Below are 17,022 nucleotides of genomic sequence, written 5' to 3'. Positions count from 1 at the left end.
GAGCGGCTGACTTTGTACCAGACTCGGCCACGGATTTGAAGTTTTCTTTTCTCTGCGAGGGCTTTGCCACGCAGAAAACGGTCGATCGCGAGCAAGGGCTGCGCCGGTGCAACAGGCACTTCAAGCTTGCAGCCTTGCCCGCGAAGACGCTGTTTCAAATGGCCAAAGCATGTTGATCCTGCACAAACGAGTAGCGCGTTCGGCTGGCTTGCGGCGCAGGTTTCAGAAAGCCGAGCAGGGCGTTCTGGCTGTCGCGGCAGGCGGCCTTGTGCTCCATGTCGAGAAAGTGTCCGGTGGCTTGCAGGGTGGTGAAGCTGCTGTGGGCAACGTGGTTGCCGAACAGTCGCGCATCCTCGGCGGCGGTGTATTCGTCCCATTCGCCGTTGAGAAACAGCACCGGCACGTTGATCTTTTTCGCCGCATTCAGATAGCACTGGCGATCGCTGTGCAGCACGTCGTTGATATGAAAATGCATCTGTCCGTATTCATGCTCGGCGAGACTGCTGACGTGGCGATAGTTGAAACGCTTGAACAGCGACGGCAGGTGTTTGCCGATGGTGTTGTTGACCAGATGGCCGACCCGATCGCCGTCGCGGCTGCCGAGGTAATCGACGCCGCGCTCAAGGTAATCGAGCATGTGCGCATTGATCACCGGGGAGAACGAGCTGATCACGGCTTTTTCGATGCGCCGGGGCTGCTGGGCGAGGGCGACCAGAGTGGCGGCGCCGCCCCAGGAGAACGACAGCACGTGTTCGGCGGCGAAGTGGTCGATCAGCTCCAGCAGAATCTGCCCTTCGACTTCCTTCGTCAGATGTTTCTCATGCCGGTTGTGGGCTTTTGACCGACCCGCGTAGGGCTGGTCGTAGCAGACCACGTTGAATTGCGGGTGCAGGTTTTTCACGGTCTGTGCAAACGACGCAGTCGTGGCCATCGAGCCGTTGACCAGAATGATGGTCTTTTCTGCGGCGTCTGCGCGATAGAACTCCGTGTAAACCCGATACTGACCCTGTATATCCAGCACAGCGATTTCTGGCCTCATGTCATAAGACTCCTGGCAAGCAAGCGGGTATGCGCGCAATCGAGATTGCACGAGCTTTGTGACAGGTAGGCATACGCCTGAAATTTGCTGGCCCATGTCGATCCGGTACGGCAGGTCGACGGGTGTTGTTATTGGCGGGCAGATTGTCGGCTGAGGCGCAGCCCTTGAGGGCAGACGACCGACAAAAAGTTTCTTGGAAGTATGTGGTGACTCATCGGTCACATTTCGGCCGACGTCCTGATTCAAGCAGGGGACTCAGGATCACGCAAGTGCCGTCGGCGAATTGTTCGACAACTTCGGCTGAGCGGTCGCCGGCTTAGAACAAATGAATCTCTTCGGTGCGCAAAGCGCGGTACTCGCCCGGTTTTAGCGCGTGATCGAGGGTCAGTTTGCCCATGGATTCGCGGTGCAGGCGCAGGACTTTGTTGTTGAAGAACCCAAACATGCGCTTGACCTGATGGTAGCGGCCTTCAACGATGCTCAGCCGTGCCGAGCGTGGGCCGAGCAGCTCAAGCTGTGCCGGTTGAGTGGTCAGATCTTCGAAAGCGAAGTAGATGCCCTCGGCAAATTTCAGCGCGTAGCTCGGGTCGATGTCCTGTTCGGTTTCGACGTAATAGACCTTCGCCAGTTTGGTTTGCGGCTGCGTCAGGCGCCGCGACCAGGCGCCGTCATTGGTGATCAGCATCAGCCCGGTGGTGTTGAAATCCAGACGCCCGGCGATGTGCAGATCGTCCTTGTGCGGTTCATCGAGCAGGTCGAGCACGGTCGCATGCTGCGGATCGCGGGTGGCGCTGACGCAGCCCGGCGGCTTGTGCAGCATGAAATAGCGAGCCGGCTTACCGCTTTGCAGCACCTCATCGTCAACTTCGACCCGGCTGAATTCCAGCACCTCACTGTGCGGGTCGTTGACGACTTTTCCGTCAATCCGCACGCGCTTTTCCACCAGCAACAGGCGCACCTGCTGACGGTTGTAGCGGGGCAGATTGCTGAGGAAGCGGTCGACGCGCATGGTCAGAATTCAACGGACAAAGGGCCGCGCATCTTACGGGATCGGCCGCCGGTCTGCTTGCAACTGCGCTTCGACCTGGGCGCAACGCGGGCACAGGCAGGCTTGATTGCGCAACTCGGCCGGCAGCGCTTCGAGCACTGCAGGGTCGATGGTCACGCCGTAGCACCAGCATTCGCGGTCGGCGGTGCGCGGGTCGGCGAGGCTGCAATCGTTGCGCGCACCGCAGGCCGGGCAGTGGTCGGGTTTGACGTCGTTATCAGGCATAGGTCGAGTGCGGCATTTCCATGCAGGTGCGGTTGCGCCCGGTTTGCTTGGCGCGGTACATCGCATGATCGGCCCGCGACAGCAGGGTGTGCAAGGTGTCATCGCGTTGCACGGTGGTGGCGCCGATGCTCACGGTCAGATGCAGGCTGTGGCCATCGTAGGCATATTCGTGTTGTTCGACGTGTTGGCGGATCTTCTCGGCAATTTTCTGCCCGGTCTCGCCGTCGGTGTCTTTCAATAGAACGATGAACTCTTCACCGCCCCAGCGGCAGACGATATCGGCGTGACGCAGGCAACTTTGCAGGTCGCGGGCGAAACCGATCAATACCTGGTCGCCAGCCATGTGCCCGTAGGTGTCGTTCAAGGCTTTGAAGTGGTCGAGGTCGAGCAGCAACGCGGTCAGCGGCTTGGTTTCCCGTTGGGCCTCGTGCAGCGCTTGCGCGGCGAGGATGTCGAAGCCGCGTCGGTTCGGCAATTCGGTGAGACTGTCGAGGGTGGCGTGCGCCTGGATCTTCGCCTGGAAGCGTTTGATCACCCGATTGAGCAGCGCCAGTACGATCAACGTCACCAACAGGCAGATCAGCAGGTTGAGATACAGCGACTGGCGGATCTCGCTCAGCGCGCCGTCTTCGCGTTTATCGACGAACAGGTACCAGTTCAACTCGGGGATAAACCGCACGTTGAGAAAATGTCCCTGGCCGTGGGTGGAGTATTCGTAGCTGCCGCTGTGCGGCTTGGGCAACTGGCTGACCAGACCTTTCATGCTCTCCAGTTCGCCAAGACTCTGGCCGATGTGCGCGCCTTCCGGACCACCCTCGGCACCGGTCAATACGAGGCGGCCGAAGGTGTCGACGAAGTACACGCTGCGTTGATAGCGCTGTTGATACTTGTCGATCAGCTTGATCACCGCGTCCACGGTCAGGCCCACGCCCGCGGCGCCGATGAAGCGGTTGTGGTAGTCGTAGACCTTGTAGTTGATGAAGAACGTCAGGTTGTCCTTGTTGGCCAGATCCGGGTCGACGTTGATCTCGTACGGGTCCTGCATGTCGCGCACGCGGAAGTACCAGGTGTCGCGCGGCTCGTCGACTTTGACCTGCTTGAGCACGCCTTTGGCGTGGTAGTAGGTGAGCGTGGCATTGGAAACGAAGAACGCCGTGTAGGCGCCGTAATGGGTCATGACCTCGTCGAGATAGCGGGTCATCTGCTCGGGATTCTGCTCGCCGTTGACCACCCAGTCGCGCATGAACGTGTCACGGGACATCATTGAGGAAATCAGGATCGGCCGGACCAGGTCTTTCTGGATTTCCGAATAGACCGTATCGGAGGTCAGTGGCAGTTCGGTGTTGACGATGTTGTCGCGGATCGACGCGCGGGAGGCGAAGTAGCTCAACAGTGACGTGGCGAGAAAGCCGGCGCCGAGCAGGGCGACCAGGGTGAGCACCAGTGAACGTTGCGAGTACAAGGGAGAACGAAGCGGCATGGCAGATCCGTTGGCAGTGGCCCGATGGGATGCATTCTAGTGGCACTGCGCGCAAATAACTGCTCCCTGTGCGGCGTGAATGGTCGTTCCTTTATTCGGGGGTGGTGCGCCAGAACCTGTGGGAGCGAGCCTGCTCGCGAAAGCGGTGGGTCAGCCACATCCATGTTGAATGACATACCGCATTCGCGAGCAGGCTCGCTCCCACAGGGCGACAGATTCAGGCCAGGGTTTTGAGGTATGCCCGCCATCCCCCGAAATGACTGATATCCACCGCACCCTCCAACCCATACGGCTCACAGATAAACCCGCTCTCCCAGCGCCCATCCGCCAGTTGCACCTTGCCCAACCCGAGCGGCGCCGGAATTCCGGTGAGAAACGAGCCCAGCTCGCTGCTCGGCAATTCCCAGACCTCCACGGCAATCGCCACGCCGCCGTCCTTGACTCGTACCATCCCCGGACGCAGCGGTGGGCCGCCGGCGAGGGCGTGCAGTCGATAGTCCGGCGAACTGAATGTGGTTTCCAGCAAGCGCCCGCCACGCTGGGTCAGTTGCCAGTTCAGCGCCAGCCCTTGCAGATGCGCGCCACACACCACCAATCGAGCGCGGTCGTTGCGCGCAGCGTTCGCCGGAGCTGGCAGGGCGCTGTCCTGCTGGCGCTGCAACGCATCCGCCACGCTCAACAGATACTGATCGGTAAATACCCGCCCGAACAACGTCACGCCCCACGGCAAACCATTGTCCATGAACGCGGTCGGCACGGCGACGGCGGCGTAGTCGAGCAGGTTCATGAAGTTGGTGTAATAGCCAAGTTCGGAATTGCGCAGCACCGGTTCCGCCTCAAGTTCGGCCAGGGTCACTGGACGGCCGATGGTCGGTGTCAGCACGCAGTCGAGATTTTCCAGGGCTTCGTCGCACAGGGCCTTCAGCGCCTGCAATCGATATTGCGCGCGGAAGGTCTGCACGCCAGTCACTGCCGGAGCCCTGGCCAGCACCGCACGGATCACTGGCAGCACCGCTTCGGGATTCTGCTCCATCAGCTCACCGGCGACGCTGTAGCGCTCGGCCACCCATGGCCCGTCGTAAAGCAACCGCGCTGCTTCCAGAAACGGTGACAGGTCCAGCTCGACGGCTTCGCCACCCAAGGCCTTGAGCCGTTCGATGGCGGCTGCGAACAACTGTGGCCCCTCGTTGCAGCCGAAAAATTCAAGGTCCTGTGCCCGTGGCACGCCGAAGCGAAACGGCCGTGGCGCGCCAAATGCCGAGCCGTCGTTCCATGCCGGATTGCCTCGGCTGTATTCATCGCGAGGATCGTGTCTGGCCGTCAACGCCAGCAACTGACTGGCCTCACGGGCGGTCGCGGTGAAGGTGGTTACACAGTCCAGCGTGCGGCACGCCGGCAGCACGCTAGCGGTGGAAATCAGGCCTTTGCTCGCCTTCAATCCCACCACATTATTCAGCGCCGCCGGCACTCGCCCGGAACCGGCGGTGTCAGTGCCCAAGGCAAAACTCGCCACACCCAGCGCTACCGCCAGCGATGAACCCGCACTGGAACCGCCGGACGGATACTCCGCCAGCACGCTGTTCGGGCACGCACCATAAGGCGAGCGGCTGCCATTGAGGCCGGTGGCGAACTGATCGAGATTGGTCTTGCCCAGCGGGATCGCCCCCAGCGCCAACAGTTGCTCGACGATGGTCGCCGACTGCTGCGGCACATAGGCAAACGCCGGGCACGCGGCTGTGGTGGGAATGCCGGCCAGATCGATGTTGTCCTTGATCGCGAATGGCACGCCATACAGCGGCAGACTGTCGAGGTCACGACCGTCGAGGGCGGCGAGGTACGGCTCCAGTTCATCGACGCTGAGCAAGTGAATGAACAGGTGATAGTCGGAATTCAGCGCGGCCGCTTTTTCGCGCAATTGCAGCAGCAGTTGGCGCGGTGTGGTGTCGCCATTGCGATAGGCCTGGCGCAGTGCATCGAGTTGCAGATTCATCGGTTGATCCTTATAAAAAATGGCTTCAGTCGAGTTCCAGCACCACCACCCTTTGTCCGGCGCGCACCGCCGAACCGGGTTGCACGCGGATCTCGCGCACCACACCGGCCAGCGGCGCGAGCACAGGGATTTCCATCTTCATCGACTCGAGAATCACCAGCACATCGCCCGCCGCGACACGCTGGCCGGCCTCGACCTGCACCTGCCAGAGATTGCCGGCGATGTGGCTGTCGACGCTGTGTTCACCGTTTTCCAGTGGTGCTTCTTCGCTGGCGTCAGGCACGGCTTCTTCGCTGTCGAAATGCGCCTGGCCGCTGGCGATCCAGCGCTCGCGTTCAGCTTTGAACGCGCCCTGTTGCTGCGCACGGAAAGCGCTGATGCCCGCGGCTTGCTGACTGAGAAATGCCTGATAGTCGGCGAGGTTGAGCTGGCTGTGTTCGATGTTCAGATCGAAGCGCCCCAACGGGAAATCGCGGCGAATGCGCAGCAGTTCTTCGGCGCTGACCGGGTAGAAGCGGATCTGATCGAAGAAGCGCAGCAGCCACGGTTTGCCGTCGAACGCGGCGACTTCGCGATAGCGATTCCACATCTGCAGGGTGCGCCCGACAAACTGATAACCGCCCGGGCCTTCCATGCCGTACACGCACATGTAGGCGCCGCCGATGCCGACCGAATTTTCGGCCGTCCAGGTACGTGCCGGGTTGTACTTGGTGGTCACCAGACGATGACGCGGGTCGAGCGGCGTGGCCACCGGCGCGCCGAGATAGACGTCGCCAAGGCCCATCACCAGATAGCTCGCATCGAACACCGTGCGCTGCACTTCGTCGAGATTTGGCAGGTCGTTGATGCGCCGGATGAACTCCAGATTGCTCGGGCACCACGGCGCGTCCTTGCGCACGGTGGTCATGTATTTCTCGATCGCCAACTGACAGGCCGGGTCGTCCCACGACAGCGGCAAGTGCACGATGCGCGAAGGCACCTGCAAGTCCTTGGCGGCGCACACCGCGTCCCATTCGCCAGCGATGGTGCCGAGCAGATCGGCCAGCGGCAGTTGCTCGGGCTGGTAGTGCACTTGCAGCGAGCGAATGCCCGGGGTGAGGTCGATCACGCCATGCAGGGCTTGGCTTTCCAGCGCCTGCATCAGCGCGTGGGCGCGAAAGCGCAGGACCAGATCAAGCTCCGGCGCGCCGATTTCCAGCAGTAAATGAGTGTCGCCAGAAACCCTCCCGACAAGCCGCCGATCCCCCTGACCCAACTCAAGAACCACAGGCGACACAATCCCTTGTGGGAGCTGGCTTGCCAGCGATGAAGTTGATGCGGTGTCAGATCGGGCACCATCGCTGGCAAGCCAGCTCCCACAGGGGGCATCCCATTTCAGGGCGAGATTGCGGGCGGTGCCGAGGTCGACGGGGATGAACTGAATTTTATCGCCGGCCTTGAGCTGCCCCAGCTGCCACAGGTCCGCCTCAATCACCGTCACCGGGCAGACAAACCCACCCAGGCTCGGGCCATCCGGGCCGAGAATTACCGGCATGTCGCCAGTGAAGTCCACCGCCCCGATCGCATACGGATTGTCATGGATGTTCGACGGGTGCAGACCCGCTTCACCGCCATCCTCACGCACCCACTCAGGTTTCGGTCCGATCAGGCGCACGCCGGTGCGGCTGGAGTTGAAGTGCACTTCCCACTGGGTCGCGAAGAACGTGGCGATGTAGTTTTCGCTGAAGTATTCCGGGGCGCCGTGCGGACCGTAGATCACCCGGATCTGGCGCACGCTCGGCAGCGTGGTGATGTGCTGCTCGGCCAGTTGCTGGCCGGCGCTGTGGTCGGCCAATGCCGGCACATGCAACACGTCACCGGCCCTTAACGCCCGTCCGCCATGCCCGCCGAACTGGCCGAGAGTGAAGGTACTTTTGCTGCCCAGATAATCCGGCACCTGCACGCCGCCGCGCAGGCACAGATAACTGCGCGCGCCGGCGCCGCTGATGCTGCCCAGTTGCAATGTCGCGCCGGCCGGGATCAGCAGCGCGGTGTTCATCGGCACCGGTTCAGCGTCAAGGGTCAAGGCAATCGGCGCGCCGGTCACCGCGACCACCGCGTCACAATTGAAGCGCAGGATCGGCCCGCTCATGGTGATTTCCAGTGCGGCGGCGCCTTGTTCATTGCCGAGCAGGCGATTGCCCAGACGCAGCGCTCGGCTGTCCATCGGCCCCGAGGGTGGCACGCCGACGGCCCAGTAACCGAGGCGTCCGGGATAGTCCTGCACGCTGGTTTGCGTGCCGGCGCTGAGCACTTCGAAGGTGTTGGCGTGATAGAGCAGATTTTCCAGGCAACGGGTCCACGGCTGGCCGCTGGCGAATGGAGTATCGAGGAGAATCTGCCGCAGGTAATCGCGGTTGGTTTCCACGCCATACAGCAGGCTATCGCCCAGTGCCTGATGGAGTTCGGCGCGAGCCTGTTCGCGGCTCGGCGCCCAAGCGATGAGCTTGGCAATCATCGGGTCGAAATACGGCGGGATTTCCACACCGGCTTCGACCCAGGTGTCGATGCGCAACTCAACGCCGTTGGCTGGCGGAAACTGCACAGCGGTCAGCAGGCCCGGGCTCGGCTGGAAATCACGCCCCGGATCTTCCGCGTACAGACGTGCCTGAATCGCATGGCCCTGCGGTTCCAGGCCTTGATACAACTCGTTCAGCGGCGGCAGATCACCGGCGGCCAACTCGATCATCCAGCGCACCAGGTCCACGTCCCACACCTGTTCGGTGACGCCGTGCTCGACCTGCAAGCGCGTGTTCACTTCGAGAAAATAGAAGCGCTGGCCCTCGCTGTCGAAGACGAATTCGACGGTGCCGGCGCTGCGATAATTCACCGCTTGCGCCAGTTTGATCGCCGCTGCGCACAGCTCATCGGCCATGCCTTCTGGCAGGTTCGGCGCCGGGGTTTCTTCGAGGACTTTCTGGTTGCGCCGCTGCACCGAACAGTCGCGCACACCGAGAGCGATGACTTCACCGCAGCCGTCGCCGAACACCTGCACTTCCAGATGCCGCGCGCGTTCGATGTACTTCTCGATGAACACCCCGGCGTCGCTGAAGTTGTTCTGACCGAGGCGTTTCACCGCTTCGAATGATTCGCTCAATTCACTGGCGCTGCGGCACACGCGCATGCCGATGCCACCACCGCCAGCGGTGCTTTTCAGCATCACCGGGTAGCCGACCTGTTCGGCGGCACTCAGCGCGCAATCGAGGCTGTCGAGCAGGTCGGTGCCTTCGAGCATCGGTACGCCGTGCTGTCTGGCCAATGCGCGAGCAGTGTGCTTGAGGCCGAACACCCGCAATTGCTCCGGCGTCGGGCCGATGAAGGCGATGCCCTGCGCTTCGCAGGCTTCGGCGAACGCTGCGTTTTCCGAGAGAAATCCGTAGCCGGGATGAATCGCCGTGGCGCCGCTTTGTTTGGCGATAGCGAGGATTTTATCGACGGCCAGATACGTCGCGGACGCCGCGCCTTCGCCGAGGCTGTACGCTTCAGCGGCCTGGGAGATGTGCAGGCTGGCAGCATCGGCTTCTGAGTACACGGCGACGCCTTGGGCCTTCAGCACGTTGATCGTGCGCAGGATGCGACAGGCAATCGCGCCACGGTTGGCGATCAGGATTTTTTCGAACATGGCATAACCCCTGAAGGGGGAGCGGGCCGTCCCGCTGTTTTTCGACAGACATCCGGGCCGTCCCGGATGGAAAAAACACACTTCACTCAAACCCACCACAAACCCCCTGTGGGAGCGAGCCTGCTCGCGAAGGCGGTGGATCAGCCACATCAATGCTGAATGACACGGCGCATTCGCGAGCAGGCTCGCTCCCACAGGGTTCAGGGTTGTCTGGTGGATTTCAGGCACTGCCCGGAACGCGCCTGGCACAGGGCAAAAAGCCAACGGCGTAAACGGCTGATGGTCAGTTCCATACGAGCAACTCCGCCGGGGTCGGGTTGTAGGCATTGCACGGGTTGTTCAACTGCGGGCAGTTGGAAATCAGCACGATCACGTCCATCTCGGCGCGCAAGTCGACATACTTGCCCGGCGCCGAAATACCGTCCTCGAAAGTCAGCCCGCCGTCCGCCGTCACTGGCACGTTCATGAAAAAATTGATGTTCGGCCCGATGTCACCTTTGCTCAATCGGCCGTCGTGGGCGCAGGCGCGCAGGTAGTTGTCGCGGCAGCTGTGCATGTAGCGTTTTTCCAGGGCGTAGCGCACGGTGTTGCTCTCTTGCGCGCAGGCGCCGCCGAGGGTGTCGTGGCGCCCGCAAGTGTCGGCAACGATGGTCAGCATCGGCTGGCCGAGGTTGGAATACAGCACGCTGCCGGTGCTCAGGTAGACGCTGTTCTGCCTACGCAAGGTGCGTTGCACGTCGTAGCGTTCCTTCGGGTTGGCGAGGCTGTAAAACAAAGTGTCGACGGCCTGATTGCCTTCCAGATCAAGGATGCGCAGGGTCTGCCCGGCCTTGACTTCCATCAGCCAGGGCTCGCCGGCGGGAATGGTGGCGCGGTAGATCGCGCTGTCGGCTTGCTTGTGCGAAGTGGCAATTGCGAGTGACATGGCAGCGATCCTCAGGCGAACAAACGGTCGGTGTTGATAAAGCCGCGCTCGTTTTCCGGGCGCGAAGTGCGGCAGTGTTCGGCGACGCTGGCGTCGGCGTTCATCCAGCTCAGCTTCAAGGGTTTCGGGGCGTATTCGGGTGACGGGTCCATCGGATGTTGCAGGGCGGTGAGCACCACCAGGGTGTCCATCGGCGCGTACAACTCGATGTAGTCACCTGCCTTCGAATTGCCCTCGACGAAGTGGAAACGCCCGGCCTCATCGACGTTCACGCGGCTGAACAGATTCAGGGTCATCAGCAGGTCGGACAGGCCCAGGCCCCACTTGCCGAGTTCCACCAGCAGGTTGTCGGTGCCGTTGCGAAAGAAGCCGTTGCGCAGTTCCTGGTAGCGGCCCTGGCCGTACTTTTCGGCGACTTCCTGTGCGCAAAGCACACCGCCGAGGCTGTCGCTCCAACCGCAGGTGTCGCCGGTGATCGCGGCGAGTACGCGGCCCATGTCCGAGTACAGGCAGTGGCCGGCGGTGAGCTTGGCGGTGTGTTGGCATTTGAGGCTGTCGGGCAGGTTCAGCCGCTCGGTTTTTTCATTGGCATTGAGCAAGGTCAGGCTGACATTGGCGCCGCCGCGCAGGTCGGTCAGGCGCAGTAACTGGCCGCGCTTGAGCACGAACGAACGGTGGCCGCCGCCCGGCAGCAGTTCTTCAGCGAAGGGTGGGAAGAGTTGGATTGAATCAGTCATTGGAGCAGTCCTCTCAAGCAGTGCGAAGGGTGCCCGCCAGCGGCAGCGGCAGCGCCTCGACGGCGGCGCGCTGGGCGCGGCGGTCGCTGTTCAACGGGATGTCGTAGGTGATGCGGGCGCCATAGGCGCCGGGGGCGTGCGGGTCGAGGCGCACCTTGTCGAACACCAGCAGACGCGTGCCGAGGCTGAAGCCTTCGGGCAGGTCGTGGGTGACCATGAACACCGTCAGTTGCGTCTCGCGCCACAGTTCCAGCAGCAGCGCGTGCATGTCTTTGCGAATGCCCGGATCGAGCGCGCCGAAGGGCTCGTCGAGCAGCAACACGCGCGGCTTCATGATCAGCGCCTGGGCGATGGCCAAGCGTTGCTGCATGCCGCCGGACAGCTGTGCCGGGTACTTGTCCAGCGCATGGCCGAGGCCGACTTTTGTCAGCAGGGCTGCAGCCTGCTCGCGCGCCTCGCGTTTGGCGTTGCCGAACAGCCGGCCAAGCAAGGGCGCGCGCGGCAATTCGAGACCGAGGGCGACGTTGTCGAGCACGCTCAGGTGCGGGAACACCGAGTAGCGCTGAAAGACCACGCCACGGCTGGCATCCGGCTCGCTGGCCAAGGGCTGGCCGTCGAGCAGAATCTCCCCGCGACTGGCGCTTTCCTGGCCGAGCAGCAGGCGCAGGAAGGTCGATTTGCCGCAACCGGAGGCGCCGACCAAGGTGCAGAACTCGCCCTCGTTGACGCTCAGGTTCAAGCCTTCCAGCACCACTTGATCGGCGTACTGCTGCCAGACGTTTTTTACTGTGATGAAGCTCATTTCGCCGCTCCCTCATACCAAGGGAAAGCGCGCTGGGTCAGCTGTTTCAGGCCCCAGTCCATCAGCCAGGCGAGCAGGGTGATCCACACCACATAGGGCAGGATCACATCCATGGCGAGGTAGCGCCGCACCAGAAAGATCCGGTAGCCGAGGCCGTCGGTGGAGGCGATCGCTTCGGCGGCAATCAGGAACAGCCACGCCGAACCGAGCATCAAGCGCAGCGAGATCAGCAAGCGCGGCAACAGCTGCGGCAAGACCACGCGCAGCATCAGCGTCCAGGTCGAGGCGCCGAGGGTCTGCGCCTTGATCAGCAGTTCGACCGGAATGTCGCGGGCACGCTGTTCCAGATCCCGGGCCAACGCCGGGGTGATGCCGATGACGATCAACATGACTTTCGACAACTCGCCCAGCCCGAAGACGATGAACAGAATCGGCAGGATCGCCAGCGGCGGCACCATCGACAGCACCGTCAGCAGCGGCGACAACGGCGCGCCGAACAGCGGCAGGGTGCCCGCCGCAATACCCAGGCAAAGACCCGCCAGCGCTGCGATGCCGAGGCCGATAGCCAAGCGCCGCAGACTCGACGCGGTGTCTTGCCACAACAGATATTCGCCGGTGCGGCTGTCGGCGTTGAAGGCCAGGCGTTTTACCGCGTCGCTCATCTGCACGGCGCTGGGCAGCAGTTTGTCGTTGGGGTTGTCCGCCAGGCGCTCGGCCGAGCCTGTGAAGTAGGCGAACAGCACGAGCGCGAACGGCAGGATCACCAATAACAGGCGACTCGGGCGATCGGGGTGGCGATTGATCAGGCGCATGGCCAAATCCTCCGTGGCTTACAGCTTGGCGTCGGCGGCCATCTGCACGTAGGTCGGATCGAAGCGCAGCTTGAGATTGGCGGTGTCGCCGCTGGTCACGCCGTTGGCGAAGGACATGCCGACCGCGCTCGGGTCCTTCGCGCCTTCGCCGAGCAGACCATGCTCGAAGGAGAATTCGGCGACCTTGCGCATGGTGTCCGGCAGTTGTTTGCTGGTGGCGAAATTCAGCGCTTCGCTCGGCGTGGCGAACAGTTTTGTGGTGTCCAGTTGCGCCTGGAAGCCGGCGAGATCAGTTCCCGAGGCCTTGGCCATGTGCTCCAGCGCAGCTTTGCTCGCGGCACTTTTCGCGTTCATCAAAGCGACCACTTCGAACCACGCCCCGGTCAGCGCTTTGCCCAGCGCCGGGTTGTCTTTGAGGGTGGCGCTGTTGACCACCATCATGTCCATGATCTCGCCGGGGATCTGGCTGGAATTGAACACTTCGGTGACGCCGGGTTTGGCTTTGATATCCGAGAGCATCGGGTTCCAGGTGGTCACGGCGTTGACGTCGTCGGTGTTGAACGCGGCGGCAATGTCGGCGTCGGAGGTGTTGACCACCTTCAGGTCTTTCTCGGTCAGGTCCACCGAGTCCAGCGCCCGGGCCAGCAGGTAATGGGAGACCGACAGCTCGACCAGATTGACGTCCATGCCCTTGAGGTCGGCGACTTTCTTGCCTTCACCCTTGAGCACGATACCGTCGTTGCCGTTGGAGAAATCGCTGACGATCAGCGCGGTGCTGTCGACACCACCGGCAGCCGGAATGGTCAGCGCATCCATGTTGGTCATGGTGCAGCCGTCGAACTGGCCGGCGGTGTACTGGTTGATCGATTCGACGTAGTCGTTGAGCTGCACGACGTCGATCTTGATCCCGTATTTCTTCGCCCATTTGTCGACGATGCCCTGGCTGCCGGCGTATTCCCATGGCATCCAGCCGGCGTAGATCGTCCAGCACACGCTGAAGTGGTCTTTCTGGGCGGCGGAAGATTGCGTGCTGATGAGCGCGGCGAAGGCGGCGGCGAGCAGGGCGGGGAAACGTAGTCGGATCATTGCGGATTCTCCAGTTGATCGAGGGCGGACAGGAAGGCAATGCGGCACCGCGAACGGTGGCTTGTCTCCCGGGCTTTTGTCCCGCCGTGTAACCTCAACTGGAGGTCGCCAACTCTCGGACCAGCCACTCGCGCTTGCGAGCCGGAACCCTAGTCAGCCATTGCAAATTGTGGTGCCGCGAACCTGTGATGACTCCTGCACGGGTTTGCTAAAGCGAGAGGCGTGCCAAGTCGGGCCGAGGCCTCTGCGGCGGGGATCTGCTGGATTGTCGAAGTGAGCGGGGCGAGCGACAGCGCATCGTGGTGGTGCGTGGTTGCACCGTCATGCAGCGTGTTCAGGGTTCACGGGGCGTTGATTTGCGGATTAACAAGATTTCATGATCACTTGTTTCAACTTGTTGCAGGAACGCACCAGATTCCGAAACCGCTGTCTGATTCTTCGACAGTCATGCAATTGCTGACGGTCGCCTGCCAGCGTCGCTGGTGTGGCCAACCCGCGGTCCAGGAGGCCGCCATGTATCGCCGAATCGTACTGCTTGCCGTGATGCTTTTTTCCCTTGGCGGATGCGTTCCTTATTCCTATGGAGACAGCTACTACAGGTCAGAGGTCTACACATCACCCGCACCGGCCTATTACAGCGGTGGCGGCTCCTATTACCGCAGCGGCGGCACCTATTACACCCAGCCGCGCTACTACCAGCCAGCGCCGCGGTACTACCAGCAACCACGTTATTACCAGGCGCCGCGGCACTACCAACCGGCCCCGCGTTACTACGAAAGCCGTCGCTGGCACGGCAATGATCGCGGACGCTGGGACGGCCACCGTCGCGGCGGTTGGGACAATGACCACCGCGGTCGCGGCAACTATGATCGCCACAGCGGTCGGCGTGACTACAACGGCCGTGGCAACCGCTGGTAAATCTCTGCAATGAACAAGCGGCGCATCAAGCGCCGCTTTTTTTTGCCCGGCGAAAAGTTGTTCCGTTGGCCATCTCCTAGGAGATTCCCGGAAGCGTCCTACAGTTTCATTTCGTGGCGTTTGTTAGCGTTCGTGGATGCCGAACGAGGCGAGCAATCCTCAGCTCGATAGCGGCGAAAAATGGACGTTTAGCGCTATGAAGCTTCTGGTTATTCACCAAAATTTTCCGGGTCAGTTCCGTCATGTGGTGCTGGCGGCGCTGGAGCGCGGTGATGAGGTTGTGGCGATAGGTCGGGACACTGCACCGGGCGTCGCCGGTGTGGAAATCCATCGATATCGAGCGACCAGCCGAGCGCCCGGCAATATTCACCCGTATCTGATCCGCTACGAACAAGCGGTGATCGACGGGCAGAAGGTTTTTGAAATCCTGGGCAGGCTGAAACGTTCGGGCTATCAGCCAGACGTGATTCTTGCTCATCCCGGATGGGGAGAGACGCTGTTTGCCAAGGACGTCTATGCCGATACGCCGCTGATTCACTATTGCGAGTATTACTATCGAGCGCAGGGCGCCGATTGCGGGTTCGACCCTGAATTCCGGCGAGCCGCAAGGGAGTCGTCACGGCTGCGAGTGCTCAACTCGCTGCATCTGTTGAATCTTCAACAATGCGATATCGCAATCGCGCCTACGCAGTGGCAGCGCAGCCTGTTTCCGGCCGCTTACCGGTCGGCGATTCGGGTCATTCACGAAGGTGTGATTCAAAATTCTGACCTGGCGAAAGTCGGGGCAGTCAGATTGCCCAATGGAATCGAGGTCAAAGCCGGACAGCCGATCGTTACCTATGTCGCCAGAAACCTTGAGCCTTATCGCGGCTTTCACAGTTTCATGCGAGCTATCCCGCTTATTCAGGCCGAGTGCCCCGACGCGCAGATCATCGTGGTTGGCGGTGACGGTGTCAGTTATGGGAGTAAGCCGGTCGGGTACCCGGATTGGCGCAGCAGGATGGAGGCGGAGGTCAGTTTCGATCACTCCAGAGTGCATTTCACAGGGAAACTTCCTTACCAGACTTATCGAGCGGTTCTGCGGTGTTCGAAAGTTCATGTCTATTTGACGTATCCGTTTGTCTTGTCCTGGTCGTTACTGGAGGCGATGGCGTCCGGTTGTGTGGTTGTTGCGTCGGATACGGCTCCGGTAAGGGAAGTCATTGTCGAGGGGGCGAATGGCATATTGGTGGATTTCTTCGACCATCAAGAAATTGCCAGAAGTGTATGCAAGGTTTTGAAGTCGGCAGGTGAGTACGATGGTCTTGCCAGCGCCGCGAAGTTGACGGCAGGTCGGTTCAGTGTGGAATCGGGCGTGAGCCAATATTTTGAGGTTTTTGCAAGCGCGATATCCGGGCATAGCGACATACCAACCGTTCCGCAGTTTGAGCGGGAGGTTTGAAATGTCCAGGAAGTCGCGTAAGCAGGCGATCAAGTGGTTTAAAAGGTTGTTGAAGTATGGATTGTTCTTTTATGTCTGTTACTGCGTAGCGGAATTTTATATTCGCAAAGAACAAACTGCCGAGTCGGCGGCTATTCACCAGGCAAACGAGAAAGCTTGCCAGAACAAGCTGGCGAGCATGCAGCAAGTGCCGATATTAGGCGGCGCCTATATAGATAAGACGCTGGTCCCTGAGTTTTACGTAGGCATGCCTGAAATGGTCAACAAGAAAGCGTGTCTGGCGATTGCTCTGAAGGGGCTTTTCTGGTGGACCGGGACGGGGCTGCACCGGTACCAGAATCAGCGCCCAGAGTCGATCCCCAAAAGTTGGCGGCTCTATAAATTGAACGCCGGACTTTTTACCAGGAAAGAAACCACCGAACCCCATGAGCGGGGTTATCGGCACGTCAACTGGCCGGATGAGTTGATTGTGAAACTAAAGAATTATCCGGGGCTGGAGATTTGGCTCGATGCACCTCCGCCGCATTTCAAGAATGAAGATTCGGTTAGAACGTTTGTCATTACTGGCTGGCCGCGGCGAGATGGAACCCCTCGGTTGATCAACTGTGACGGCTTGATTCGCCCGGCTTCGGAGGAAAAGCTGACTGACGAGAAACTGGCAAGGTTCAGCAGAACTGAATTGGAAAATCTTGATTTCGACAAACTGAATTTCTTCTGCGCTATCAATCTGGATAACTTCGACTTCGCTGGTGGGCACGGTGGCGTAAAACTCGGATTAGCGTCATTACGCGAAGCACCTGAGATGCTCAAGTATCTCAGTGGTTATCTTTCACGGGCTGTTATTACAAGGAAGTAACA

Annotated in this window: 14 protein-coding genes and 1 riboswitch; of the genes, 3 read left to right on the top strand and 11 right to left on the bottom strand. The window is 60.9% G+C overall.

What is annotated here, in order from left to right:
- Positions 1-154: 154 nt before the first annotated feature.
- The 11 genes from AC0Z5Z_RS08080 to AC0Z5Z_RS08030 form a co-directional block, all read right to left on the bottom strand.
- Positions 155-1,039, bottom strand: a complete 885-nt coding sequence (locus tag AC0Z5Z_RS08080; protein WP_041478884.1) for an alpha/beta fold hydrolase — start codon at positions 1,037-1,039, stop codon at positions 155-157.
- Positions 1,040-1,355: 316 nt separating this feature from the next.
- Positions 1,356-2,048, bottom strand: a complete 693-nt coding sequence (locus tag AC0Z5Z_RS08075) for a pseudouridine synthase (RefSeq protein ID WP_056783483.1) — start codon at positions 2,046-2,048, stop codon at positions 1,356-1,358.
- A gap of 33 nt (positions 2,049-2,081) precedes the next feature.
- The gene (locus tag AC0Z5Z_RS08070) at positions 2,082-2,312 is read right to left on the bottom strand and encodes a cysteine-rich CWC family protein (RefSeq protein ID WP_150636490.1); all 231 of its coding nucleotides are present in this window, start codon (positions 2,310-2,312) and stop codon (positions 2,082-2,084) included.
- Positions 2,305-3,792 carry a sensor domain-containing diguanylate cyclase gene (locus tag AC0Z5Z_RS08065; RefSeq protein WP_252877634.1) on the bottom strand — a complete coding sequence of 496 codons (1,488 nt, stop codon included), beginning with the start codon at positions 3,790-3,792 and terminating at the stop codon, positions 2,305-2,307. The genes AC0Z5Z_RS08070 and AC0Z5Z_RS08065 overlap by 8 nt, the downstream gene beginning before the upstream one ends.
- A 217-nt stretch (positions 3,793-4,009) precedes the next feature.
- The gene (gene atzF, locus AC0Z5Z_RS08060; protein ID WP_252877635.1) at positions 4,010-5,782 is read right to left on the bottom strand and encodes an allophanate hydrolase; all 1,773 of its coding nucleotides are present in this window, start codon (positions 5,780-5,782) and stop codon (positions 4,010-4,012) included.
- 25 nt (positions 5,783-5,807) lie between these two features.
- Positions 5,808-9,443 (bottom strand): urea carboxylase, encoded by a 3,636-nt coding sequence (uca, locus tag AC0Z5Z_RS08055; RefSeq protein WP_252877636.1) that lies wholly within the window; start codon positions 9,441-9,443, stop codon positions 5,808-5,810.
- A 283-nt stretch (positions 9,444-9,726) separates the two neighbouring features.
- Positions 9,727-10,368, bottom strand: a complete 642-nt coding sequence (locus AC0Z5Z_RS08050) for an urea amidolyase associated protein UAAP2 (protein ID WP_125917748.1) — start codon at positions 10,366-10,368, stop codon at positions 9,727-9,729.
- A gap of 11 nt (positions 10,369-10,379) precedes the next feature.
- Positions 10,380-11,105 carry an urea amidolyase associated protein UAAP1 gene (locus AC0Z5Z_RS08045; protein WP_252877637.1) on the bottom strand — a complete coding sequence of 242 codons (726 nt, stop codon included), beginning with the start codon at positions 11,103-11,105 and terminating at the stop codon, positions 10,380-10,382.
- Positions 11,106-11,118: 13 nt separating this feature from the next.
- Positions 11,119-11,907 (bottom strand): ABC transporter ATP-binding protein, encoded by a 789-nt coding sequence (locus AC0Z5Z_RS08040; RefSeq protein WP_252877638.1) that lies wholly within the window; start codon positions 11,905-11,907, stop codon positions 11,119-11,121.
- Positions 11,904-12,719 (bottom strand): ABC transporter permease, encoded by an 816-nt coding sequence (locus AC0Z5Z_RS08035; protein ID WP_024011982.1) that lies wholly within the window; start codon positions 12,717-12,719, stop codon positions 11,904-11,906. The genes AC0Z5Z_RS08040 and AC0Z5Z_RS08035 overlap by 4 nt, the downstream gene beginning before the upstream one ends.
- An 18-nt stretch (positions 12,720-12,737) precedes the next feature.
- A complete protein-coding gene (locus tag AC0Z5Z_RS08030) occupies positions 12,738-13,805 on the bottom strand; it encodes a putative urea ABC transporter substrate-binding protein (protein ID WP_095180593.1) in 1,068 nt (355 codons plus the stop codon).
- A 63-nt stretch (positions 13,806-13,868) separates the two neighbouring features.
- Positions 13,869-13,969: riboswitch (guanidine-I (ykkC/yxkD leader) on the bottom strand.
- A 349-nt stretch (positions 13,970-14,318) separates the two neighbouring features.
- Between AC0Z5Z_RS08030 and AC0Z5Z_RS08025 the strand changes: the two genes are divergently transcribed.
- The 3 genes from AC0Z5Z_RS08025 (at position 14,319) to AC0Z5Z_RS08015 (ending at position 17,020) form a co-directional block, all read left to right on the top strand.
- On the top strand, positions 14,319-14,723 hold the full coding sequence (locus tag AC0Z5Z_RS08025; RefSeq protein ID WP_039760873.1) for a hypothetical protein: 405 nt from the start codon (positions 14,319-14,321) through the stop codon (positions 14,721-14,723).
- Between the two features lie 196 nt (positions 14,724-14,919).
- Entirely contained in the window at positions 14,920-16,164 is a 1,245-nt protein-coding gene (locus AC0Z5Z_RS08020; protein ID WP_150636496.1) for a glycosyltransferase family 4 protein, read from the top strand.
- Position 16,165: 1 nt separating this feature from the next.
- Positions 16,166-17,020, top strand: coding sequence for a hypothetical protein (locus AC0Z5Z_RS08015; RefSeq protein ID WP_056783506.1), 855 nt, complete (start codon positions 16,166-16,168; stop codon positions 17,018-17,020).
- Positions 17,021-17,022 lie beyond the last annotated feature (2 nt).

Source organism: Pseudomonas sp. 1L-E-NC-VB-C3 (assembly GCF_057291535.1).
The sequence above is the reverse complement of the archived record's forward strand: the minus strand, read 5'-3'. Positions and strand labels throughout refer to the sequence as shown.